This window comes from Synechocystis sp. PCC 6803 substr. PCC-P, assembly GCF_000284455.1.
Classification (GTDB): Bacteria; Cyanobacteriota; Cyanobacteriia; order Cyanobacteriales; family Microcystaceae; genus Synechocystis.
This window is the reverse complement of the sequence record NC_017039.1, coordinates 1,035,810-1,058,790: the sequence shown is the minus strand read 5'-3', so window position 1 is coordinate 1,058,790 and position 22,981 is coordinate 1,035,810. Positions and strand designations below refer to the sequence as shown.

The window sequence follows — 22,981 nt, the reverse complement described above, 5'->3', positions numbered from 1 at the left end:
GCAAAACTAGATGATAGACAAACAAAAAAGGGAGACGAATATTCCCCTCCCCATTATTAAGTATTCAGCTCTCCCCTAGGGTTAGAAGTCCCCATTGAGGTCAGCTAACTAAACGGAAACTAGAACCTTATCGCCACTGCCCACCTCATCCTTAGCCCGCATTTGGGTCAAAATGGCATCGACATTTTTCTTGGCATCGCCGAACAGCATTTGGGTATTTTCCTTATAAAACAAAGGATTTTCTACCCCAGCATAACCGGAAGCCATGCTCCGTTTCATCACCACCACCTGTTTGGCTTTCCACACTTCCAACACCGGCATTCCGGCGATCGCACTGGTGGGATCTTCCAAAGCACTGGGGTTCACCGTGTCATTGGCGCCAATCACTAGCACCACATCGGTTTCGGGGAAATCTTCATTAATTTCGTCCATTTCCAGCACTACGTCGTAGGGCACATTGGCTTCCGCTAACAGAACGTTCATGTGGCCAGGCAAACGACCAGCGACAGGATGAATGCCAAACCTGACCTTAACACCCTTTTCCTTGAGTAATTTGGTAATTTCTGCCACGGGATGTTGAGCTTGGGCCACCGCCATACCGTAACCGGGGGTAATGATCACGCTCTGGGCATCGAGCAATTCCTCCGCGACTTCTTCCGCACTAGTTTTAGTGACTGTACCAATTACCTCCTGGGCTGGCCCTTTGGAAGCAGCACTAGAACCTTCGCCAAAACCACCCAGGATAACGCTGATAAAAGAACGGTTCATGGCCTTACACATGATGTAGCTCAAAATTGCGCCACTGCTTCCCACCAACGCCCCAGTGATGATCAGTAGATCATTGGAGAGCATAAAGCCCGCCGCCGCCGCCGCCCAGCCAGAATAGCTGTTGAGCATGGAAATGACCACCGGCATATCTGCCCCCCCGATCGCCGCTACGAGATGCAGACCCAACACCCCGGCAATGGCGGTCATGATTAACAGGGGGGTCAAGCCAGCGGGGCTATTCAATTGCATAAACTGCACCCCGAAAATCACCGTAGCCACCAGCAGGGAAATGTTCAAGAAGTGCCGAGCCGGGAGCATGAGTGGTTTACTGCTGATAATGGCCCGCAATTTGCCAAAGGCCACGATGGAGCCGGTGAAGGTAACAGCCCCAATGAATACGCCTACATAAATTTCAATTTGATGGATAAAAGCTTCGGAACCCGCTAAACCATTTTCCGGGGCTAGGTAATTGGCAATACCTACCAAAACCGCCGCTAAACCCACAAAACTGTGCAAAATCGCCACTAGTTCCGGCATGGAAGTCATGGCTACTCGGGAGGCTAACAGGGAGCCGATAACCACCGCAGGTAAAATTGCCCCCAGCAGAGTGGTGTAACCAGTAAAGTCGCCCCCTAAAGCAGTGGCTAAAAAGGCGATCGCCATGCCGGCAATGCCATAAACATTTCCCCGCCGGGCAGTTTCCTGATTGGCCAGGCCCCCCAGGCTGAAGATAAATAATATGCTGGCGGCCACATAGGCCACGGTTTGTAAACTGTTAGACATAAGAATTTAGTGGTAATTGGTTATCAATTTAAGTAAAGGATTAGGGTTTTGCATAAACCCTTTCAATGATGGGAATCGGCTCTCCGTGTTTGTGATAGCTTTCCTTTACCCCTTGCCAGGCAATTTCTAATTCAGCAAGAGCGGCTTGGGGAGAATCGGCAAACGCTGAAACATTGGGCATTTCCGCCAAGCAAGCTAACCAATCCCCATCTTCATCCTGAAAAAGATTGATTGTGTAACCATCAAAAATATTACTAACAGTCATAATCACTCCTGAAGAAGATTGAGAAATTGCTTAACTTGATAAGCTTTTGCTTGACCATTTTTTGTTGGTTGAACGGACAAGCGATGCTTATCATAGGAGTACCAAATACGGTGACTACCAGTTTGATGATCAAGAAGCCAACCAGATAGTTCTAAAAGCTTTTCAAATTCTCTAAAGCTGAGGCCTTGGGGATTATTTTTAGCTTTGCTTAAAAGTTTTTGTTTCTTGTCCATTTATTGAAGCCTTATTAGGACTAAATCTGTAGTCTCGACTCCGTATAAATGACCTGTAAAGATTCCAAAATTGCTTTTTTCCTCAGTGGATTTTGGCTTTGCTCAATGCTTAACCGTTCCATTAAGTCCACCTTCCGACCAAAAATTTGTTGAAGTTGATCTTCCATATCCACCAGATCTAAGATTGTCCAGGGAACATTAGGCTCAAAAGAGACCAAAACGTCAATGTCGCTGTTATCTAGATCAAAATCATCTCGGAGAAATGAACCAAATAGGGCAAGCTCAGTTATTTGCCATTGCTGACAAAATGCAGTAATTTTGCCTGGATCAATGGAAACTTTATATTTAAATGCTGGGGAAATTTGCATGGGATTTATCGAGCCATAACGTAGGACACAGCAACGTGGAAACCGGCTTCATGTTGAGTTAATTGGAAATCTTGGATAATTCTTTTGTCCTTAGGAAATACTTCTAATTTGCGCTCAATTAACTCCTCAACAAAAACTCTTAAATCCTGCGTCGCTTCTATACTTTCTGGCTCGAGGGGATTGCTCAAATCTGTAAAAAAAGCTTCCATAAGTTTTTCTCGCCCACTTTCTGGGAATACTGAACAATTCCAGGCTAATATTGCTAGCTCAAAGAAAAATTCCCTTTCTTCATAGGAGTCTTCATCACCAATAAAGGGGGCGACAAATTCCTCTAAAACCTCAGACATTTTTCTCATGCCTTTGGGATTTTTAACAAAGGTGGCGCCTTTATTGTGCTCATCATTTTCAAGCTTTTTTTTGAATTGATCGTAAGCCGCTAATTCCTTTTTTCTAATGGATTGAGAAGTAGACTCCCTTCTTGGTGATTTCTCAGCATGGGTTTCTTCGTGAAATAATTTTTGAAATTCTTTTGATTTTCTGGCCATAATTTAATTCCTATTAAAAAATAAAATTACTTCCGAAACATTTTCAGCATCCGTTGGGTAACTAAAAATCCCCCGGCAATGTTGATCGTTCCCACTAAAATGGCGATCGCCCCCAAGATAGTGGTGGGACTATTCAATGGCCCGGAAATCTGCAACATGCCACCGATAATGATGATGCCGCTGATGGCGTTGGTCACACTCATCAAAGGGGTGTGCAATGCCGGGGCCACATTCCAAATTAACTGCCAACCCACCACACAGGCCAGCACAAACACAGTGAAATGGGAGAGAAAAGAAGTAGGTGCGCCGATACCAATGCCCACCAAGGCGATCGCCGCTAGGGCTAACCAAAGAAAATTACCGGAGCCGGATTTTTTAGCAGATTTGGCTTCACTCTCCACTACGGTCACGGTAGGTTTAGCTGGTTGCACCGGACTAGGGGGATTAAGCTTCGGCGGTGGCCAAGTAATCTTGCCTTCATGGGATACCAAGGCTCCCCGAATAACCTCATCTTCCACATCCACTTTGAAAGCTTCGGAGCCGCCCATATCCTTGAGCAAATGCCAGAGATTGGTGCCGTAAAGCTGACTGGATTGACTGGCCATGCGACTGGGCAAATCAGTGTAGCCAATGATGGTCACCCCTTCATATTCATAAACTTCGCCGGGTTTAGTAACTTCACAGTTGCCCCCCTGCTCCGCCGCTAAGTCCACCACTACGGAACCAGCCCGCATGGATTTGACCATGGGTTCAGTAATCAATTTGGGGGCGGGACGACCGGGAATCAACGCTGTGGTGATAATAATGTCCACTTCCTTGGCTTGGGCGGCAAATAACGCCATTTCCGCCGCAATGAATTCTTCACTCATTACTTTGGCGTAACCCCCCTGCCCGGTGCCGTCTTCCTTAAAGTCCAGCAGGAGAAATTCCCCGCCTAAACTTTCCACCTGTTCTTTGACCACTGGGCGAGTATCAAAGGCCCGCACGATCGCCCCTAAGCTTTTGGCCGCCCCGATCGCCGCTAACCCTGCTACCCCGGCCCCAATGACCAGAACTTTTGCTGGGGGAACTTTGCCCGCCGCAGTGATCTGTCCAGTGAAAAACCGCCCAAAACGATTAGCCGCTTCAATGATCGCCCGGTAACCGGCAATGTTGGCCATGGAACTGAGGGCATCCAATTTCTGGGCCCGACTGATCCGGGGCACCGCATCCATCGCCAGCACAGTGATATTTTTCGCCGCCAATTTTTCCAGCAATTCGGGATTTTGGGCCGGCCAGATAAAACTAATCAGGGCTTTCCCCGCCGGTAACTCCTCCACCTCTGCCGGGGAAGGGGGCCGCACTTTGAGGATAATGTCCGCTTGCTCAAATAAGGTTTGGCGACCATCGACAATGCCACAGCCTAGGGACTCATAAAGGCGATCGGCGAAATCCGCTTTTGCTCCCGCTCCCGTTTCCAACAACAAATCAAAGCCCAATTTTTGCAGCTTTTGGGCTGTATCGGGGGTCATGGCCACCCGGCATTCCTGGTCAAAGGATTCCCTGGGTACACCAATTTTTTTCGGTGTCGTCGGCTTCATCTCAGGGGCAACGGTGGTTTTAGGGGCGGCAATGGTCATGGAAAAAAATCAAAGTAAACACGGAGGTCTTGATCTGCATAGTAAGGCGATCGCCAAAGTTTGGGGCCAATCCTTTGCATTGCTTTATATTTGTTTACTCACAAATTAGCCTTAACGGTCGGTTATTGATGGAATAGGAATTGGGTCAAACCTTTACGCTGTCCCCGTAAGATGGGTAAGGACTGCTCAGGAGGGAACCTATGGATTGGCACATTGCAAAACATTACGACGACATTCTCTATTACAAAGCGGGGGGGATCGCCAAAATTGTCATCAATCGTCCCCATAAACGCAACGCCTTCCGTCCCCAGACCGTTTTTGAACTTTATGACGCATTTTGTAACGCCAGGGAAGATAACCGCATCGGGGTTGTACTACTAACCGGAGCCGGGCCCCACAGCGATGGCAAATATGCCTTTTGTTCCGGTGGGGATCAATCTGTCCGGGGAGAAGGGGGTTATATCGACGACCAAGGAACTCCCCGCCTCAATGTGCTCGATTTACAGCGGTTAATCCGCTCCATGCCCAAAGTTGTCATTGCCCTAGTGGCTGGCTATGCCATTGGTGGTGGCCACGTTTTACATTTGGTGTGTGACCTGACCATTGCCGCAGATAACGCCATTTTCGGCCAAACCGGGCCAAAAGTGGGGAGTTTTGATGGAGGCTTTGGCTCCAGTTACTTAGCTCGCATTGTGGGACAAAAAAAAGCCAGGGAAATTTGGTATCTTTGCCGCCAATACTCTGCCCAGGAAGCAGAACGCATGGGCATGGTGAACACCGTTGTTCCCGTCGATCGCCTGGAGGAAGAAGGTATCCAATGGGCGAAGGAAATCTTGAGCAAAAGTCCCCTGGCTATCCGCTGTCTTAAAGCTGCTTTCAATGCCGACTGTGACGGCCAGGCTGGATTACAGGAACTAGCGGGCAACGCCACCTTGCTTTATTACATGACAGAAGAGGGCAGTGAAGGCAAACAAGCCTTCCTGGAAAAACGCCCCCCGGATTTTAGCCAATATCCCTGGCTCCCCTAAGCTGATCAGACCAAAGCTCCCCTGTTCAGCCCTACTATGGCACTATGTCGGAAAATTAACCCCAAAAGTTCCCCGAAAACAGTCTCCACTATGGCAAATACCTTTAACACCCTTTAAGAGTCCATTACCCCAATTGTGCTGTCTAGGCCGCTTCGGCTGCGGTGGCGATCGTTTCTGCCGATTGTTCCACTAGAGCATCCTTACTGGTCAAAGCATAGGCATGTTCTAAATACACCACATCTTCGAGGTTCTCCCAGGGACCGGCAAAGGGTTTTGCCGCTAGGGCACAGGCCTTCCACTGTCCCTGTACTGGCACATTGAGTTGACTGCAAGTGCCGCCTCGCCTACCTTCAGCCTGGTAGTAGCGGCAATAACGACAAGATGAGGTGATAAAGTTAGCGGTTTTCATGGGGGTGCGTGGGGAAATTAGGCAGTTGTTAAAATTTTTGAAAAATATCAGCTCTTTTTGAAAAATATCAGCTCGAACTTTCTAGATGTTTATATTTTGCCCTATTCAACCAAGGGGGCAAATCCGCATTAAACAGTTACTCTGTCTGCCTTTACCTCCCCGATGGAAGGAAATTCTCTTCAGGTTGTCTTAATATTCGTTTTACAAATCGATACGTTTGACACAGCACCCGACCTTAACAGGTAACAAAATCTTTAGATAATGGTATGGTATGGAACAAAAAAGGTCAGGGATCAAGAAAAAACAAGATTAAAATAGTGGCTCAAATAACTGAACGCCCAACTAATAATCTTTTTTTAACCAAACTTGCTGAGATTGAGCTGTCTTGATCCCAGGCTAAAATTGTTTTTCCAACCAGCAAATTACTTTTTCTCCCAGGCGGACTCCCTCAAGGCGATCAATCTCCCGGATCCCCGTCGGACTTGTGACATTGACTTCTGTTAGGTAGCCTCCGATAACATCAATACCGACAAAATATAAACCGTCAGCCTGCAATTTGGGTTTTAGCAAAGCGCAAATTTCTATTTCCCTGGAGGTAATGGTAGTGGGAGCCACTTGACCACCAACCGCCATATTGCCCCGGAATTCTGCTCCACTGGGAATGCGATTGACGGCTCCAATGGGATCACCATCCAGCAGGATAATTCGCTTATCACCTTCCTTCGCTTCTGGCAGAAAACGCTGTACCATTACCGGCTCTTTGCCATGTTGGGTACTAATCTCCACCAGGGAGTTGAAGTTTCGATCGCCAGGATCGAGAAACAAAATTCCCTCCCCGGCCTTACCTCCCAAGGGTTTTAACACTGCCGCCCCGTGCTCTTCCAAAAACTGGCGGATCAGGCCCTTGTCCAAACTAACCACCGTGGGAGGCATCACCGCAGCAAACTGCAGGGTGTACATTTTTTCATTGGCTTCCCGTAGCCCCTGGGGGGAATTGATCACCATGGTCTTGGTGGGGGCTAGTAACTCCAAAATGAAGGTGGCGTAGAGATATTGCACGGTCACCGGCGGATCCTTACGCATAAAGACTGCTTGGCATTCCGTCAGGGCCATCCACTGGGATTTGGACAGTTCGGACCAAGGTTGGGAAACTTGCCAGTGCCCATCGACCAAAATCACAGGCTGAAGGCGTACCGCCGCTAATTTAGCCCAGGCCTGGCCATTGATAACGGCCAAATCCCCCACTGATGTGACAAAAACTTCGTGTCCCAACTTTTGGGCCGCTTCCATGATGGCAACGGTGGAATCATGGCCCGGATCGAGTTTTTCTAGGGGATCGATAATAAAAGCCAGTTTCACAGGGTCAATATCCTTGGGATGGGGGCAGAAGCCGTAATGGTTGAAGACAAATAATATATATACGAATAAGATTAGCCAGCCTAACTATGGAGCAGGGGGTCCAACTTGCCTGCACCATCTAGGGCATAGATGTCATCACAGCCACCAATGTGTTGGTCGTCAATAAAAATTTGGGGCAAGCTCCTTTTGCCGTTGGCCCTTGCCGCCATGGCTTCCCTTGCTTCGTTGTCGCCGTCAATGCAATATTCTTGGAACTCTACTCCTTTACGTTTCAATAAAGCCAGGGCTCTCATGCAAAAAGGGCAAGTGCTCCATGTATAAATTTCAATTTTTGCCGAGACAGCCATGGCAACGCTTAATGTAAAGATTTGTACGGTTCTGATTATAGCTGACCCTGTTCGTGGTTAGGGGATAACTAACGGGCAATGCTCAACTAAAGGGCAACAATGAGCCGTTGGCGATCGCCGTAATGTGGGTAAGCAGACCCATGGTTTCCATCGGCGCTGGCACCATTTCGCCACGAAAGTCGAGAATTTGTACTAAAACTAGATACGCTACAGCTAAAATAATTGAGATGGCACCGGTGACAATGGCCACGATTTTGCCTGAATCCATAGTGAGTTTCGCCCCAATTTTCGTCGGGAGATTATTTTCGCCTAATCCTACCACGGCTTCCCCAGGGGTTTTTGGGTAGGCCAATTTCTCCTAACCCCAATTATCGATCGCCATTTTTAGCCAGCACCATTTGAGTATGACTCCTTCCCTAACCCTTCCCGCACCGGCATTTACTGAAGCAACCTCCTGGGAATGTTGGCGACAAATGCAACAAGTTTCCCTAACCATCCATGGCCCAGACCACCCCAGTGCCATCACCGTGGACACCAACTATATGGATGAAGGCCAGGGGGAACCCATGCTTTTTATACATGGCTTTGACAGTTCGGTGTTGGAGTTTCGTCGCCTACTGCCCCTAATCAAAAAAAATTTTCGGGCGATCGCCATTGATTTGCTGGGATTTGGTTTCACAACTAGATCCAAGATATTACTACCCACCCCAGCCAACATCAAAATTCACCTAGACCACTTTTGGCAAACAATTATTCAAGAACCCATTACCTTAGTGGGGGTATCCATGGGGGGAGCAGTGGCCCTAGATTTTTGCCTCAGCTTTCCCGAACGGGTCAAAAAACTAGTGCTAATAGATAGTGCTGGCCTCGCGAAACAACCCTTTGCCAGTCGGCTCATGTTTCCACCGTTGGACCGTTGGCTAACCAATTTTTTAGCCAGCCCACAGGTCAGACAAAGTATTGGCCAGACCGCCTATTACAACCGGAGTCTAGCCAGTGAAGATGCCCGCCTCTGTGCCGCTGCCCATTTAACCTGCCCGGGTTGGAGCGAAGGATTGATTGCCTTCAGCAAAAGTGGTGGTTATGGCTCCTTTGCCGAGCAATTGGGGCAAATTACTTTGCCTAGCCTAATTATTTGGGGTAAACAGGACAAAATTTTGGGTGTTAGAGCGGCTGAACGATTCCAAAATCTTTTGCCCCAGAGTCAATTAATCTGGCTTGATGCCTGTGGCCATGTGCCCCATCTGGAACAACCCGAAGCTACCGCCGCCGCCCTCAGACAATTTTGCCTATGACCACCAAGACCTAAAATCTTCTAGCTAGCTTTTAAACTTGAGATTGATAAGTAATAACTGCATCCACCCAGGGAGATTTCCTTGGGAAAATAATGGGAAAAAAGTATTATCGTTTACTTTGGTCCCTGCCCCATGCTGGTTCAAAATTTGGGACAAAAACCATTCAGAAGTGAAGTTGGAGAACAGTTCTCATCTTAAAGTAATGAATTTTACTAGTACATACTTTAGCTTGTCGTCCCGGGCAAAGGGCTTATCTAATAAAGGTTCTGTAAATATTGACAATACATGGTCTGACTGATTATGGTTGTCGGAGTTAAAAACAATTATAAAGGTGACTATTCCCACGAATTGTTTACTTTTCTGCTAATATGTCTTCTATCCGACCAAAGACTATTTTCTCCTCAGTATCTATTTTGCACTGGTTCATCATTGCCTAAGATAATGTTGAAAATTTAAAACTCTTTTGGTTGTAAAGGGTCCACATTTCACACTGCTACATAATGTCTATCAATGCTTACAAACTAGCTACGACATTGACAGAAGATGGCACGCTCCTGCTCCAGGATTTACCGTGTCCAGCTGGTACTTCCGTAGAAGTTATTGTGTTAGTTGCCCCCCAGGGAATGGTCCTTCCCCAAGCTGAGAGGGCCCAAGGTCCTGCCCCCGGCAAAGTTGGGGAAGCTGGGGCCGACTATATGGCTGCCACCGCCGACACTATGACCGAATGGAATTCTGAAGCTGATAATTCTGCATACCGACACCTATGAATACAATTTACGAACAATTTGACGTCGTCATTGTCCCAGTTCCCTTCACGGATAGGCAATCTGATATTCGTCGCCCCGCTTTAATTTTGTCCGACGCCCCCGCTTTTAATAACCGCATTGGTCACAGTGTTATGGCTATGATCACTTCGGCAAAAAATGCCCCCTGGCCCCTCGATACCCCCATTGAAGACACCCGTTCAGCGGGATTGTTTACGCCTTCGGTGGTGAGGATGAAACTGTTCACCCTAGAACACAAGTATATCCTCGACTGTGTTGGCTCTCTGTCAAAGCAAGACCGATTGATGGTGAAGAGTGCTTTTCCCCATGTTTTTAAACTCGGTTAGTCCACTGGCTGGCCGCAAATATGATTAGCTTTGGCCGGACTGACTGCCTCAAGCTCCCATCAAATCATCTAACTCTTGGTAGTGCGGTGTTTTTTTGTGGGTGGGTTTTCCTTTGCGTATCACTAGGCGATCGCCTTGGGGGCGGGAAAAGATCTCACTGAAATAACGGGCTGGAAAGATAACTAGATCCGCTGGACCATTCACAGCAAGGCGGCCGTAGTCGGCAAGTCCCATTAATTGGGCAGGGGTTTGATTAACGGTGGCACACCAGTGACCGTAGGGAGGATCCAATTGGCCAATGCGTACGGATTGGTTCAAAATTTCCAGGCCATCATGGTCACCAAAGGGAAAAAACGGATCCCGACAGTTATCACTGGCAAAGACGAGGGGAATGCCCTCCGCGTGAATGGCATGAACTTTGGTAATTCCTCTCCAGGCCGGTTTCTGGGGTTGATGGCGGCCCTGGAGGTACAGGTTACAAAGGGGCAAACTAATGATAGCGATATTAGCCTGTTTGACTAAAGCCAATGTTTGCTGGACTTGCTGGGGGGATTGCACATCTAAACTGCAACAGTGCCCACAGACAATTTGACCGGTGAAACCGACTTTTAAGGCGATGGCGGCTACTTGATGCAATACTCGGGAGCGGCGATCGCCATTTTCGTCTACGTGCAGGTCAATGGCCAAATTTCTGGCTTGGGCTAGGGTCATCAAACGGGTTAACTGGGCTTCCACCTGGGGCCCAGCGTAGGCCACTCCCCCCAGAATTCCTCCCCCATGGGCCATCTGGTCGGCTAACTTTTCCCCTGCAGAGCCTAGATAATAATCCGTGGTAACCATCGCCACCCCTTGTAAAGTTAGGCGATCGGCCCAGGCTTGGCGCAGTTGTTGAAAAGTTTGCCAAGCAATCTGACTTTTCTGACCAGCCATTTCTATGTGGGTACGCACCGCTGCCGTGCCATGGGCATAGCTACATTGGAGGGCAAATTCCATTCTGCGGTAAATATCTTCTGGGCTATGGTGCAATTCAGCATCCCTTTCCGTGCTAGCAATGGCTCCAGAAAAGGTTCCATCAACATTTGGCGATCGCCCCCAGATATGGCCCTTATCTAAGTGGGTATGCATATCCACAAAACAGGGCAAGATCATTCTTTTACTCAAATCCACCCTGGGGACACCATCGTCGGTAACTAAATCGGACTCTTCCCCCTGCCCAACAGCAACGATATTTTTGATTTTGCCGTCGGCAATTTCTAGATGGTAAAGTCCTAAATCCTCCCAAGGCCTGGGAAACTGAAAATTTTCGGGAAAATTTACCTTGGTTTTGACCAAATTGGGGGGAATATGGGCATTTTTAAGCCAATAGTGGCCATCACTGGGAAGAACCAGAGGGGAAGACATAAAAAAGATGATTTAGTTTGCCAGTTTGCCGTTGCATCAATTCAGGGCCAAGCTCCAAAACTTTGCGTTACCCTGCAGGGGAAAAATTTAGCCCCTATTTGCAATTAGATGCCAATTTTCCTAGAACATTGACCAGTATAATAGCCGGATTATCTGCCCTTTACTGACTTCGCCATGATTACCAGGGAAACCTTGCCCGTTTATTTACAACGCCTTTGGCAAAACGCCATGGTGCGCTGGTGGATCATTGGCATTATTGCCATGGTTTTGAACGTTGTCCTCTTGGATTGGTTCAAAGTGTCCCTCGGCATGGGCCTCACCTGGGCTTCCGTCCTCTCCGCCGAAGTCATTACCATCATTCGTTACGGGGCGATTGACCTCTGGGTATTTCGTAATCCTAACCTTTCTTGGCAACGCTGTTGGGAATACCATGTGGCCAATTTCAGTGGCTTTTTTCTCTGGAGTTTAATTATTGTAATTTTGGGCAATAAATTGGGCTGGGACCATAAAATAGCGGCTATCGTTGCCACCATGATTACCGTATTTTGGAGCATGGCCACTAACTTTCTTTGGGTCTGGCGTAAACCGAAAAAGAAAGCTTAATTTGTAGCCCATTGGTGTGATGGAAGGAATGGATAATGATGGGTAAATTTTTTCACTTCATTAACGACGAAAAAAATCTTAAATACTGCTTTTTAATTGCCATAGCTGTTACCCTGGGGATTTTTCTACTTAAGTTTTTTGTCACTGGCTTTGGGGTGTACGGTGATGGATTGGGCTATTACACTCCCCTGAGATCTCTATTATTTGATGGTAATCTCAGGGTAGATAACGAATATAGCTATTATGCTGAAACCGCAGGACAATTCAACAGCAGTCCCCGGGTATTTGGGCCCATTCCAGAATACAGCAAATACACGGTGGGGCTAGGCATAGTTCTGTTACCATTCTTTGCTCTAGGTCATGTAGTTGCCTTGATTTTACATCAGTTTAATAATGCCATTCCCATCAATGGTATGTCTTGGCCCTACGAACTATTTTATTGCTTGGGAAGCGTTGGTTTGGGCATCACTGGTTTAGCCCTGAGTTATCGTTTTGCTCGGCGTTATTTTTCCCACATAAGTTGTTTACTGGCCGTAGGTGGAATTTGGTTTGCTTCACCATTGAGCTATTACCTATTCCTAGAAGTGTCCATGTCCCATGCAGTTTCCGCTTTTTTAATCGCCTTATTTTTGTACGGCATATTCACTAAACCTTGGTTAACCGATGGCCGTTGGCAGATTATGCTCGCTTTGGCGATCGCCTTTGCCGCTTGGGTGCGGCCCCAGGATGTGCTGTTTTTCCTCGCACCAATATTGGTGGCGGCGATCGGGTTTGAAACGCAACCATTGGGTAATCAACAACCGAGTTTAACAACCATTTCAGCAATTCATTGGGGAAAAGCTAGTCAAACTATTTTTACCAATATTACTAAGAGAAAATTTTGGCAACCACTGCTAGTGATGTTGACAGTGGCGATGCTAATGCAAATTCCCCAGCTATTAATTTATCTTTGGCAGTATGGTGGCATTGAGCGCATTCCCTATTTAGAAGAAGGACAAGCTACGGGTCACGGGGGCAGTTTCAATTGGTTGCAACCATCCCTTTGGCAAGTGTTATTCTCCGGTCATCGGGGCTTATTTATTTGGCACCCCATAACCTTACTAGCGGTGGTTGGTTTAGTGCTAGGTTGGAGACTGTTGCCCCGTTTAAACACCATTTTGTTGGTAACTTTCTTGGCTCAAGTTTACTTTATTGCCGCTTGGTGGTCTTGGTGGCAGGGCGCTAGTGTGGGGGGGAGAATGTTTAGTAATTGCACTTTTTTATTTGTATTTGGCATAGCTAATTTTTGGCAAAAAATTTCTGGTCGTCGCTGGCAAAAATGGGCTGCTTTTGTCACAGCGTTTTTTGCTTTTTGGAATATGCTAATTGTTTTGCAGTATCAATCGGGCATGATTCCACCGGAAGCTCCAGTGACGTTGGTGGAACTATATCAAAATCAATTTGAAGTCATTCCCTTTTTTGTTAGTCATCTTCTGGAAAAATTTTGATGGACATTGAGAACCATTCAGCAAGATAGTGCATAGAGTCTATTATTTAAGGGCTATAGGGGGTAGACCCCGGCAAAAGTAACTTGTAATTCTGTCTAGCCTTTGCACCTACGGCAAACCGGCCCCAAAAAATTGTTTTTTCTGCCCTGTTGATGCATAATGAAAATAATTTGCAATAGCTTTCTATAAAATCTTCTCTCAAAATTTACGGAAAAGTCCTTATGTATATCTGCGTTTGCCGGGGTATTAGCGATAAGCAAATTGAAGCGGCTGCCCAGCAGGGCATAACCTCCCTAGAAGAGTTGTCCGAGTCCATGGGAGTAGGGGCTGACTGCGGTGTCTGCCAAGGCCATGCTTGCCAGGTGCTAGAGGCGATCGCCAGAAGGAAATTAACCTAGATGGGAGTTAGAAAAATTGAGTATTAGGCTGAAAAGATATAAGCACTAACGATAATAATCTTCAAACTATAAACTACCCGACAGGGGCAAAAATTCCAGCACTTGGTCAACTTCCAAACCTAATTGCTGCGCCCGTCCTGCCCCCAGCTCCAACACCTGGTTAACCTCTTGGTTGAGGGGGCCGTAGTTGGGACAAGGATCGGCTTTACAGGGGGGAACGTTCGTAATAATTTGTTTAATTTGCCCATCCCGCAAAAAGATCATATCCAGGGGAATCAGGGTATTTTTCATCCAAAAGCGGGCAATTCTGGGTTCTGGAAAAGTGAATAACATCCCCCGATCACCAGCTAGTTCGGTGCGAAACATCAAGCCCTGGGCCTGCTGGGCAGGAGTTGTGGCGACTTCCAACAGAATTGTTTCCGAACCAATGGTTACCTTGGCCGTCAGAGGTAAAGATTCCACCAGCGGCGATCGGGAATAACTAGGGCTACACCCCACCGTCCCCATTGCCAATCCAATACCCAAGCCAATGGTTACCAAAGTCCGCGCAATAGATGGGGCTTTAGATTGACCTAAGTTACGAAAAGTCAATGGGGTCATGGCAAACGGTGGGGATCAACCCCAAACCATAGGGGACTAACCAATGGTAGCTAACCAATCCCGCATTAACTGATTGACAGTGGACGGATCTTCGTCGTGGGGACAGTGGCCCGCCGGCAAAAAATGCTCCGTTAGTTGGGGGTAATGTTGTCGAAACTTAACACTCCTTTCCTTGACCCGCATCCAAGGATCCCCCTGTCCCCAAATAGCCAACAGGGGCGCTTGTAATTTAGCCAGGAGTTTATCCACCATTTCCCCCTGGGGAGATTTAAACACCGAGGCAAACACCTGGGCCGCCCCCCCATCACAGGAAGGACGATAAATTTCTTCCACCAGGCGATCGGTCACTGCTGTTTGATCTACGTAAACTTTTTGTAAGGTCTTCCGAATGGTGGGTTTGCGCCGCAAATATTGAAACAGTAAGTAACTGGGTAGGGGCTGGAGCATCAAGCTTTGAATTGCTTTTTGCACAAAATTAATACCGCGCTCACTAATTTGATCACCAAATGGCCCGGCACTATTGAGCAACACCACCCCGGCAATTTTGTCGCCACCGTTGGCCGCCGCACAGAGGGAAGCGTAACCCCCTAGGGAATTGCCCGCCACCACGGTTTTTTCCCCAATCACCTGGTCAATAAAATCCAGTAACTGCTGTTCCCACAGTTGGCCGCTATATTCCAGAGCCGGTTTAGCCGATCGCCCGAAGCCCAACAGATCAATCGCCCACACCTGAAACTGGTCTTGGAGTCCTTCAATGTTTTTACGCCAATGGTCAGTGGAAGCACCAAAGCCGTGCACTAAAAGTAAAGAAGGTCGATCCGGCTGGGGTTGTCCGGCCCGGACATAGTAGATCTCATGCCCTTGCCAGTGCCAATAATTACCTGTGGGTGCGGTGATCTGGGGCGAAAAGGACTGCATTTCGTTAAGAATTGTTAAGTGAATTTATTTTCCCATCATAACCCCTTAACCCGGAGGCCAGCTAAAAGGGCGACCGCCAAGGATATGGAGGTGGAGATGGAACACAGTTTGCCCCACTTCCGCCCCGTTATTAATGACTAAGCGAAATTGATCGCCAATGCCTAGATCCGCCGCTACTTCCTTGGCTTTGAGCAAAAGATGACCCAGTAGGGCATGGTCTTCCGGGGTGGCCGCTGACAATTGGGGTAAAGGCTTTTTGGGGATTAAAAGCACATGGACTGGCGCTTGGGGATTAACATCCTTGAAAGCTAGGCAAAGATCATCTTCATAGACGATCGCCGCTGGAATTTCCCGACGGATAATTTTACTGAAAATGGTATCTTCTGCCATGGTTTAAACCTAAACTGACGCTATTCAGATTAACTTACCAACGGGGCTAAGCTAATTGAACTTTTGTTTAGCTTGCTCGTAGACCGTTTCCGTTATCTCTGTGATTCCTGCTTCCCTGGCAAAATTTTCGATTTTTTTACGGGCGGCAGGACGAACGAAAAAAGGAATTTCCTTTAAACGCTCCGTTGCTTCGGCAGTCCAACTAATAGGATCACTCATTACAAAAATGGGTCTGAAATTTCGCCCTTGGGCATGATTTGACAAAAGCATTCTACCGCGACCGTAAAATACGTGCCAAAGCATAGGCTATGAAAGAATCTCCTTGTATTTTTGTTTGAAGCTAAGGGAAGTTAATATTTACGCTCCTTCGGTTCAAAGCGATTAATGACCACCGGCATATATTCCACTTTTATTTGTTCGCCGTCAAAACTGGCTAAGGTGTGGCGCAAGAATTGTTCATCATCCCGACTGGGAAAATCTTCCCGAGCATGGGAACCCCGACTTTCCTGGCGTTGGATCGCAGAAGTTAAAATCAATTCCCCCACTGCCATAATGCTTTGCAGTTCTAGGGCTTCAATAACTTCCGTATTCCATTGCGGTTGTTTATCGTCCAAAAAGATTTGCCCGTACTGGGCTTTAAGATTTTGTACCTGTTCCAAACCTTCTGCCATAAAGGATTCGGAGCGGAACACCCCACAATGGCTGGTCATGCAATCCTGAAAAGCTTGGCGCAGGGTGTTAATACGCACTGTACCCTGTTGGTTAAGAAGCTGATCAATGCGGGTTTGGGCCTCAGTTTTATAAACTGCTTCGTCAATTTCCGGGAGCGATCGCCCTTGGACATATTCGGCAATGCTCCGGCCCGTGCGACGACCATAAACCACACATTCCAACAGGGAGTTACTGCCTAAACGATTGCCCCCATGGACGGAAACACAGGCACATTCCCCCGCAGCAAAAAATCCTTCTGTTAACTCGTTGGCATTTTTTCGTACCCGACCATCGGTATTTACCGGAATGCCCCCCATGCAGTAATGCACTGTGGGCCGCACTGGCATCGGTTGTTCCACTGCATCAATGCCCACTAAACGGTGAGCTTCTTCCCAACAGAAGGGAATACGACTCATAATTTTTTCCCGACCCATATGGCGCAAATCTAGGTAAACATAGGGGCCGCCAGCACTGCCATCGGCGTTAACCCCCCGCCCCGCCCGGATTTCCAGGGTAATGGCCCGGGAGGTGATGTCCCTGGGGGCCAACTCCATACGACTGGGGGCATAGTCTTCCATAAACCTGCGCCCTTCACTATTAATTAAGTAAGCTCCTTCCCCCCGCACTGCTTCGGAAATTAGCACCCCCACCGGATATAGCCCCGTGGGATGAAACTGGACAAACTCCATATCTTCCAAGGGAATTCCGGCGATCGCCGCCATGGCCAAACCGTCCCCAGTGGAAGCGTAGTCATTGGAAGTAGTGTTATAAACCCGGCCGTAGCCCCCCGTGGCGACCATCACCGCCTTAGCTCGGACAATTTCAATGCGACCGGTGGCAATTTCATACATCACCAAGCCCTTTGCCTCACCTTCTTCGTAGATGAGTTTCATCACATACCACTCATCGTAAATTTCCACCTTATTGCGGCGCAGGTTATTCACGAGTTCGTGCAAAATGGCATGGCCTGTTTTATCGGCGGCGTAGCAAGTGCGATTGTGGGAGTGGCCGCCAAAGGCCCGCTGGGCAATTTTACCGTCTGGTAAACGGGAAAAAAGTACTCCCAAATGTTCTAGCTCAATAATTACTTCCGGGGCTTCTTTGGTGAGAATTTCCACCGCATCCTGATCCGCTAGATAATCCGATCCCTTCACCGTATCAAAGGCATGGGCTTCCCAGGAATCTTCAGCGTCAACGTTTTTCAGACTGGCTGCAATGCCCCCCTGGGCGGCCACAGAATGGGAACGGATGGGATGGGTTTTGGCCACGATCGCCACTTTGGTATCAGGGGCCAGACGCTTAATTTCTAGGGCGGCCCGACAACCGGCTAAACCCCCACCGACAATGACAACGTCCTGTTCGAGCATGGAAAAACCTTCAAAGAAGCAACAATGACAATCCCTAGGGGCCTGCCTTCCCTAATGCTGAATCATTTTTGGTGATTGATCAATTTTTTTTGCCCCACCTGTGTATATTTTTCTAACTATTTTCAACTATGGATTAGCTAGGTGATTAATTGATCAACGAATTAACTGAATTTTGCTAAAAGTAGTCGTAGTCTTTCTCAGTTTCAAAAGCAGGGTAACTGAAGTTGGAAGGGTCTCTTAAAAAAGCAAAGACTTCTTCCTCCAGACGGTGGATCAAGTAGGGTTCAATTTGGTTGCTGAAACGCAGACAGGCAATAAACCCATCCACATAGAGGCGGATTTCATCCATCGAACGACTACGGTTCCATAAATCCACCATCGCATCAGTTAACTTTTGATAGAAACGAATGATTTGGGGGTCTTGCAACATTATGGACATGGTTATGATTCACTGACTATTTCGGGAATTACCTCTGATTCTAACGAGACGGGAATACCTTTGGAAAGTTTTATTGAGCCCCATAGGTTAACCAATGATCACCATTGACTTTCACCTTGCCCATCTGGCTAAGTATCTTTGCGGCACAGTGCTCCAGATTTATCTCTAAAGATTTTCAATTAATTCATCGGACATCTATCCCTGGCTACCCGCGAAATACCCTCAACCGGGCGCTGTCCGCTAGTTAAAGTTAACCTTCATGGCCAAGGCTGGTTGGAAGTAATTTGATTCTTTCAGTTTTAGTGTTGTTTTAGGATTATTGAGGAAAAGACTTTACAATATCATTTCCCATTTTTCCATCAAGGACAAACATAACGCTCTGTCACCCAGCCTCTCATGCCGTCCATGGTTTCCACCAGGAAGAAACCGTTGCTATAACCCTCGGTACTAACTGCAGTGCCATTGCTCAGGGTGCGGTTGGCATTTTGGCTGCTATTGCTGGGGCGATCGCGCAAATATACCCGTCCCGTTTCGGCACCACAGATATAGGAAGGGGAACTTCCAACGGGGGAACTGCCACAAAGATAGCGTTCTGTGACCCACCCCGAAAAACCATTGACGGTTTCCACAAAAACAAAGCCGTTGCGATATTCGTATCCTCGCACAGGGGTGCCGTTGGCTAGGGTGCGGTTAGCATTTTGACTAGCATTGCTAGGACGATCCCGTAAATAGACCCTGCCGGTTTCTGCCCCACAGACGGTGAGAGCATTTTGGCCCAAGGCAGGGGCTTGCAACCAAAAACCTTGCCCCAACAGACCAAACACGGCCATCAAGTTAAAGAGTTTCAAGATACGGTGGGGAGAAACTTTTTCCGGAGCATTGATGTGACCTTTCATGGTGAATCACCATTGAATTCGACGCAAATTCTGAAAAGATTTTGATTTCCATCTAACATTATAGTTGACTAGTTGTTACCTCCTCTTCAAAGGGTTAACTAGCTCGATCAATGAAACGATTAGGTAATTAAAATTAACAAAAATTTAACAGAAATGAAGCAAATATCCGTGGTTATTGTGGGTGGTGGTCTCTGCGGTTTAATGGCGGCGGTGGTGTTGCAACTCCAGGGCTTGGAGGTCACCGTGTTGGATAAAGGCAAGGGCATAGGGGGCAGACTGGCTTCCCGGAGATTACGCCATGGGGACGCAGTGGGATGTTTCGATTTTGGGGCCCAATATTTCAAAGCCCAGCATCCCCTTTTTCTTGCTTGGGTGGAGGATTGGATTAAGGCAGGGGTGGTCAAGGTTTGGGCAGAAGGGATGGGTACGGAAACAGGCACAATCCGCAGTCAGGGGGTAAAGCTATATCGAGGGGAACCGAGCAATCGCAGTTTGGCCCAATACCTCGCCCAGGATTTGAAAGTAGTTAATCAGGAAAAGGTTAATGCTTTTCACTGGCAGGATAATATTTGGCAAATTCACTGTGATTCCGGGGGGATTTACCAAGGCGATCGCCTAGTGGTGACGGCCCCGTTACCCCAAACCCTAGAATTATTGACAGTATCTAACATCAATTTGCCCGCCGATATTCAACAGACTTTGACTGGGGTGGTATATGACCCTTGTTTCAGTTTATCTTTACTGTTGGAACAACCCAGTTTAGTGCCTGACCCCGGTGGTCTTTGGTTATCGGGGGAACCCTTGGCTTGGATGGCTTGCAGTACGAAAAAAGGAATTTCTCCCCATGGCTACGGAGTGACAGTGCAAGCAGGCCCAGAGTTTAGTCGTCATTATTTAGCCACCGATACGGAACAGGTAATCGCATTAATGACCGCCGCGGCCCAACCCTGGTCAGGTTCAGCGGTGTTGGCTTCCCACTTGCATCTCTGGCGCTATAGCCATCCCCAAAATCCCCTCGATCAACCCTTTCTCTTTGGCGATTTTCCTGGCCCAGTTTACTTTGGGGGAGATGCTTTCCATGGCGGCAAAGTGGAAGGAGCAGCCCTATCGGGATTGGCGATCGCCGAGCATTTATTGAATTCCCTAGCGAAAGGTTAGAACCGGAATGGAAGTTTTTCGTAGAACTTGGGCGGTGGTACTACCGATAACCAAATGGCGAATACGGCTATGGCCATGGGCCCCCATTAACAATAAATCAATGGCGTTATCTTCCTGGTAACGAACAATGGCTTCTTCCGCATGGCCCACCAACAATTCCACCTCGAGCTTAAAACCAGCTTTTTCCAAGACTTTTTCGGCTGTACCCAAATTGGCGATCGCCTGGGGGTCTTGGTTGGTTTTCCCCACCGTGACAATGTGTAGGGGCAAATCAGCCAACAGGGAGGAACCGGCCAAAAACTGCAGAATTTTTTGGCAACTGGCACTACCGTCATAGGCAAAAAGAACTTTGGTAATGGTTTGAAACTGCTTTGGAGTAACCAAACAGGGCTTGGGAATACTGCGAATAATTCTCTCCATATTGGCTCCCAAATGGCCCTGGGCAAATTTAGCTGTTTCCCCTCTTTTCCCCAGGATAATTACATCAAAATCGCCCTTCAAATCTTCTAGACAATCCAATAAAAAACCTGTTTTGTGCATAACCTGCACCGATTCTATGCCAGCTTGCTGGAGAGTGTTTTTAGCCGTTGCCAGGACCAGTTTCGCCTTTTGATGATTAAGTTTGGCTTTAGTATGTTCTAAATCCACCAATTGTTTTAATAATTCTTCAGAAGTTCCTAAGCCAATACTGCCACTCAAATTGACCGATTCCACTGCCTTTTGGGCCCGGATATCAGTAACGTATAAAACCTTGATATTGCCGCCTAATTTACTGGCTAACCAGGCGGCGTAGGGATAACTTTGCTGAGCGAAATCCGATCCATCAGTGCAAAGCAAAATATTTTTCACAATGGTAACATTCCCAAAAAATAATTAGTGATGTGTAAGTTTTAAAAAAGCGTGGCCAGTTCCCCCAATTTCGCTCTAGTTCAGTACTGATATCAAACCTTAATTTTCAGCAGAAGAATTAATCAGTTTTAGTTCCGGTTCCTTGATCAATTTTTGCCAAAGGGTCGCACTCGCTCCGTTTAAACCCACCAATTCCACATCAATGCCATTGCGCCGGAACTTGGTCATGATTTGCTCCACTGTGCCCACTGCCCCCTGGTCCCAGAGATGGGCATGGGTTAAATCGATGGTAACCCGGTCTACCAATTCGTCAAAATCAAAGGCTTCAAGGAATTCTTCTTTGGAAACGAAGAAAATTTGACCAGAGACATTATAAATACGGTGGTTTTCATCCTCTGTTAAAACCCTATCCACAAAAACAAGTTGGGCAATTTTGCGGGTAAAAAAGATCGTACTCATAATAATGCCTGCCGCCACCCCCAGGGCAAAGTTACGAGTGATAATAATTAGCCCCATGGTGGTGAACATAACAATGTTTTCGCTCTGGGGAATTTTACGGAAGTCCCGCAGGGAAGACCAACGAAAAGTGCCAATGGAAACCATAATCATCACAGCTACTAAGGTTGCCATGGGCATTTGTTGCACCCAGTCCTTTAACCCCAAAATAGCAATTAAGAGAAAAATTCCCGCCGCAAAGGTGGATAACCGGCCCCGACCGCCGGATTGCACATTGATGACTGATTGGCCAATCATGCCACAGCCCGCCATGCCACCAAAAAAACCAGTGACAATATTGGCAATACCCTGGCCTTTGGCTTCGCGGTTTTTGTCGCTGGGGGTATCGGTCAATTCATCCACTAAAGATGCGGTTAAAAAGGAAGCCAGCAACCCAACGATCGCCAGGGTAAGGGAATAGGGCAAAATAATTTGTAAAGTTTGCCAATTAAAGGGAATTTGGGGTAGTAAAAAAATTGGTAGACTCCCAGGTAACTCCCCCATATCTCCCACAGTGGGCACATCTAGTTGCAAGAAAATAGTGGCATTGGTCATCACAAATAAAGCCACCAAAGGAGAGGGAAAAACCTTGGTAAACGTGGGCAGAATATAAATAATTGCTAGGGAACAGGCCAAGATTAAATAAACTAACCAATATTGACTAACTTTAGTCGGGTCTAGCTGGGGTAGCTGGGCCAAAAAAATCAACACGGCTAAAGCATTGATGTAACCCAACACCACCGCCCTGGGGACGTAGCGCATTTGCTTAGCAACTTTAAAAACCCCCAACAAAACCTGAAAAATTCCCGTCAGTACGGTGGCGGCCAGCAGGTACTGCAAACCGTGGTCTTTGACTAAATCCACCATTAATAGGGCCATGGCCCCTGTAGCGGCAGAAATAGACCCCGATCGCCCACCAAAAAAGGCCGTCAACACAGCAATGGTGAAGGAAGCATAAAGTCCCACCTTGGGGTCAACCCCAGCAATGATGGAAAAGGCGATCGCCTCGGGGATAAGGGCCAAACCCACCACAGCCCCGGCCAACAAATCTTCCTTGGTATTGCGAAACCACTCCCGCTTTAATATCGTCCAATTGATCATTATTCGGTCTAAAACTTAGTCTTTTACAAGATTTTTCG

Annotated in this window: 28 protein-coding genes; 8 read left to right on the top strand and 20 right to left on the bottom strand. The window is 47.4% G+C overall.

What is annotated here, in order from left to right; all coding sequences use genetic code 11:
• Positions 1-108: 108 nt before the first annotated feature.
• Genes pntB through pntA form a run of 6 tightly spaced genes read right to left on the bottom strand, consistent with a single transcriptional unit; the run spans position 109 to position 4,581 of the window.
• Positions 109-1,551, bottom strand: coding sequence for a Re/Si-specific NAD(P)(+) transhydrogenase subunit beta (pntB, locus tag SYNPCCP_RS04985; RefSeq protein WP_010872170.1), 1,443 nt, complete (start codon positions 1,549-1,551; stop codon positions 109-111).
• A 40-nt stretch (positions 1,552-1,591) separates the two neighbouring features.
• Positions 1,592-1,816 (bottom strand): type II toxin-antitoxin system HicB family antitoxin, encoded by a 225-nt coding sequence (locus SYNPCCP_RS04980; protein WP_020861600.1) that lies wholly within the window; start codon positions 1,814-1,816, stop codon positions 1,592-1,594.
• Between the two features lie 2 nt (positions 1,817-1,818).
• On the bottom strand, positions 1,819-2,049 hold the full coding sequence (locus tag SYNPCCP_RS04975) for a type II toxin-antitoxin system HicA family toxin (protein ID WP_020861599.1): 231 nt from the start codon (positions 2,047-2,049) through the stop codon (positions 1,819-1,821).
• A 20-nt stretch (positions 2,050-2,069) separates the two neighbouring features.
• Positions 2,070-2,417 carry a nucleotidyltransferase family protein gene (locus SYNPCCP_RS04970; protein WP_010872168.1) on the bottom strand — a complete coding sequence of 116 codons (348 nt, stop codon included), beginning with the start codon at positions 2,415-2,417 and terminating at the stop codon, positions 2,070-2,072.
• A 5-nt stretch (positions 2,418-2,422) separates the two neighbouring features.
• Entirely contained in the window at positions 2,423-2,962 is a 540-nt protein-coding gene (locus SYNPCCP_RS04965) for a hypothetical protein (protein ID WP_010872167.1), read from the bottom strand.
• A gap of 26 nt (positions 2,963-2,988) precedes the next feature.
• Positions 2,989-4,581, bottom strand: a complete 1,593-nt coding sequence (pntA, locus tag SYNPCCP_RS04960; protein ID WP_010872166.1) for a Re/Si-specific NAD(P)(+) transhydrogenase subunit alpha — start codon at positions 4,579-4,581, stop codon at positions 2,989-2,991.
• Between the two features lie 200 nt (positions 4,582-4,781).
• On the opposite strand from pntA, the gene menB reads away from it, so the two are divergent.
• Positions 4,782-5,609, top strand: coding sequence for a 1,4-dihydroxy-2-naphthoyl-CoA synthase (menB, locus tag SYNPCCP_RS04955; protein ID WP_010872165.1), 828 nt, complete (start codon positions 4,782-4,784; stop codon positions 5,607-5,609).
• A 142-nt stretch (positions 5,610-5,751) separates the two neighbouring features.
• On the opposite strand, the gene SYNPCCP_RS04950 is transcribed toward menB, so the two are convergent.
• The 4 genes from SYNPCCP_RS04950 to SYNPCCP_RS04935 all read right to left on the bottom strand — a co-directional run bounded on the left by SYNPCCP_RS04950 (position 5,752) and on the right by SYNPCCP_RS04935 (position 8,076).
• On the bottom strand, positions 5,752-6,018 hold the full coding sequence (locus SYNPCCP_RS04950; protein WP_010872164.1) for a hypothetical protein: 267 nt from the start codon (positions 6,016-6,018) through the stop codon (positions 5,752-5,754).
• Between the two features lie 396 nt (positions 6,019-6,414).
• A complete protein-coding gene (gene gshB / locus SYNPCCP_RS04945) occupies positions 6,415-7,377 on the bottom strand; it encodes a glutathione synthase (protein ID WP_010872163.1) in 963 nt (320 codons plus the stop codon).
• A gap of 80 nt (positions 7,378-7,457) precedes the next feature.
• Positions 7,458-7,724, bottom strand: coding sequence for a glutaredoxin 3 (gene grxC, locus SYNPCCP_RS04940; RefSeq protein ID WP_010872162.1), 267 nt, complete (start codon positions 7,722-7,724; stop codon positions 7,458-7,460).
• A gap of 82 nt (positions 7,725-7,806) precedes the next feature.
• Positions 7,807-8,076 (bottom strand): hypothetical protein, encoded by a 270-nt coding sequence (locus SYNPCCP_RS04935; RefSeq protein ID WP_020861597.1) that lies wholly within the window; start codon positions 8,074-8,076, stop codon positions 7,807-7,809.
• A gap of 52 nt (positions 8,077-8,128) precedes the next feature.
• On the opposite strand from SYNPCCP_RS04935, the gene SYNPCCP_RS04930 reads away from it, so the two are divergent.
• The 3 genes from SYNPCCP_RS04930 (at position 8,129) to SYNPCCP_RS04920 (ending at position 10,130) form a co-directional block, all read left to right on the top strand.
• Positions 8,129-9,019 (top strand): alpha/beta fold hydrolase, encoded by an 891-nt coding sequence (locus SYNPCCP_RS04930; protein WP_010872160.1) that lies wholly within the window; start codon positions 8,129-8,131, stop codon positions 9,017-9,019.
• Between the two features lie 500 nt (positions 9,020-9,519).
• Positions 9,520-9,786 carry a hypothetical protein gene (locus SYNPCCP_RS04925; RefSeq protein ID WP_010872159.1) on the top strand — a complete coding sequence of 89 codons (267 nt, stop codon included), beginning with the start codon at positions 9,520-9,522 and terminating at the stop codon, positions 9,784-9,786.
• A complete protein-coding gene (locus SYNPCCP_RS04920) occupies positions 9,783-10,130 on the top strand; it encodes a type II toxin-antitoxin system PemK/MazF family toxin (protein WP_010872158.1) in 348 nt (115 codons plus the stop codon). Before SYNPCCP_RS04925 ends, SYNPCCP_RS04920 begins: the two co-directional genes overlap by 4 nt.
• A 48-nt stretch (positions 10,131-10,178) precedes the next feature.
• Here SYNPCCP_RS04920 and SYNPCCP_RS04915 read toward each other — a convergent pair whose 3' ends face one another.
• Complete coding sequence (locus SYNPCCP_RS04915) at positions 10,179-11,531, bottom strand: cytosine deaminase (RefSeq protein WP_010872157.1); 1,353 nt, start codon at positions 11,529-11,531, stop codon at positions 10,179-10,181.
• 174 nt (positions 11,532-11,705) lie between these two features.
• On the opposite strand from SYNPCCP_RS04915, the gene SYNPCCP_RS04910 reads away from it, so the two are divergent.
• From SYNPCCP_RS04910 to SYNPCCP_RS04900, 3 genes are all read left to right on the top strand, one after another.
• Positions 11,706-12,134: a GtrA family protein gene (locus SYNPCCP_RS04910; protein ID WP_010872156.1), complete on the top strand. Its 429-nt coding sequence runs from the start codon at positions 11,706-11,708 to the stop codon at positions 12,132-12,134.
• 35 nt (positions 12,135-12,169) lie between these two features.
• A complete protein-coding gene (locus tag SYNPCCP_RS04905) occupies positions 12,170-13,621 on the top strand; it encodes a hypothetical protein (RefSeq protein WP_010872155.1) in 1,452 nt (483 codons plus the stop codon).
• 221 nt (positions 13,622-13,842) lie between these two features.
• Positions 13,843-14,019 (top strand): bacterioferritin-associated ferredoxin, encoded by a 177-nt coding sequence (locus SYNPCCP_RS04900; protein ID WP_010872154.1) that lies wholly within the window; start codon positions 13,843-13,845, stop codon positions 14,017-14,019.
• Positions 14,020-14,085: 66 nt separating this feature from the next.
• Here the strand turns inward: SYNPCCP_RS04900 and SYNPCCP_RS04895 are convergent, their stop codons facing one another.
• The 7 genes from SYNPCCP_RS04895 to SYNPCCP_RS04865 all read right to left on the bottom strand — a co-directional run bounded on the left by SYNPCCP_RS04895 (position 14,086) and on the right by SYNPCCP_RS04865 (position 19,340).
• Entirely contained in the window at positions 14,086-14,619 is a 534-nt protein-coding gene (locus tag SYNPCCP_RS04895) for a DUF192 domain-containing protein (protein WP_010872153.1), read from the bottom strand.
• A 36-nt stretch (positions 14,620-14,655) separates the two neighbouring features.
• Positions 14,656-15,537, bottom strand: coding sequence for an alpha/beta fold hydrolase (locus SYNPCCP_RS04890; RefSeq protein ID WP_010872152.1), 882 nt, complete (start codon positions 15,535-15,537; stop codon positions 14,656-14,658).
• 45 nt (positions 15,538-15,582) lie between these two features.
• Complete coding sequence (locus SYNPCCP_RS04885; protein ID WP_010872151.1) at positions 15,583-15,927, bottom strand: histidine triad nucleotide-binding protein; 345 nt, start codon at positions 15,925-15,927, stop codon at positions 15,583-15,585.
• 51 nt (positions 15,928-15,978) lie between these two features.
• The gene (locus SYNPCCP_RS04880) at positions 15,979-16,146 is read right to left on the bottom strand and encodes a PCP reductase family protein (RefSeq protein ID WP_014407092.1); all 168 of its coding nucleotides are present in this window, start codon (positions 16,144-16,146) and stop codon (positions 15,979-15,981) included.
• Between the two features lie 131 nt (positions 16,147-16,277).
• The gene (locus SYNPCCP_RS04875; RefSeq protein ID WP_010872149.1) at positions 16,278-18,005 is read right to left on the bottom strand and encodes a succinate dehydrogenase/fumarate reductase flavoprotein subunit; all 1,728 of its coding nucleotides are present in this window, start codon (positions 18,003-18,005) and stop codon (positions 16,278-16,280) included.
• 175 nt (positions 18,006-18,180) lie between these two features.
• Positions 18,181-18,444, bottom strand: coding sequence for a DUF6761 family protein (locus SYNPCCP_RS04870; RefSeq protein ID WP_010872148.1), 264 nt, complete (start codon positions 18,442-18,444; stop codon positions 18,181-18,183).
• 359 nt (positions 18,445-18,803) lie between these two features.
• A complete protein-coding gene (locus SYNPCCP_RS04865) occupies positions 18,804-19,340 on the bottom strand; it encodes an SH3 domain-containing protein (protein WP_010872147.1) in 537 nt (178 codons plus the stop codon).
• A gap of 153 nt (positions 19,341-19,493) precedes the next feature.
• Here SYNPCCP_RS04865 and SYNPCCP_RS04860 point away from each other — a divergent pair, with 153 nt between their 5' ends.
• A complete protein-coding gene (locus SYNPCCP_RS04860) occupies positions 19,494-20,498 on the top strand; it encodes an NAD(P)/FAD-dependent oxidoreductase (protein WP_010872146.1) in 1,005 nt (334 codons plus the stop codon).
• Here SYNPCCP_RS04860 and SYNPCCP_RS04855 read toward each other — a convergent pair.
• Entirely contained in the window at positions 20,484-21,347 is an 864-nt protein-coding gene (locus tag SYNPCCP_RS04855) for a universal stress protein (protein WP_010872145.1), read from the bottom strand. The two genes, SYNPCCP_RS04860 and SYNPCCP_RS04855, sit on opposite strands and share 15 nt — an antisense overlap.
• 99 nt (positions 21,348-21,446) lie before the next feature.
• Positions 21,447-22,943 (bottom strand): SulP family inorganic anion transporter, encoded by a 1,497-nt coding sequence (locus SYNPCCP_RS04850; RefSeq protein ID WP_010872144.1) that lies wholly within the window; start codon positions 22,941-22,943, stop codon positions 21,447-21,449.
• Between the last annotated feature and the right edge of the window lie 38 nt (positions 22,944-22,981).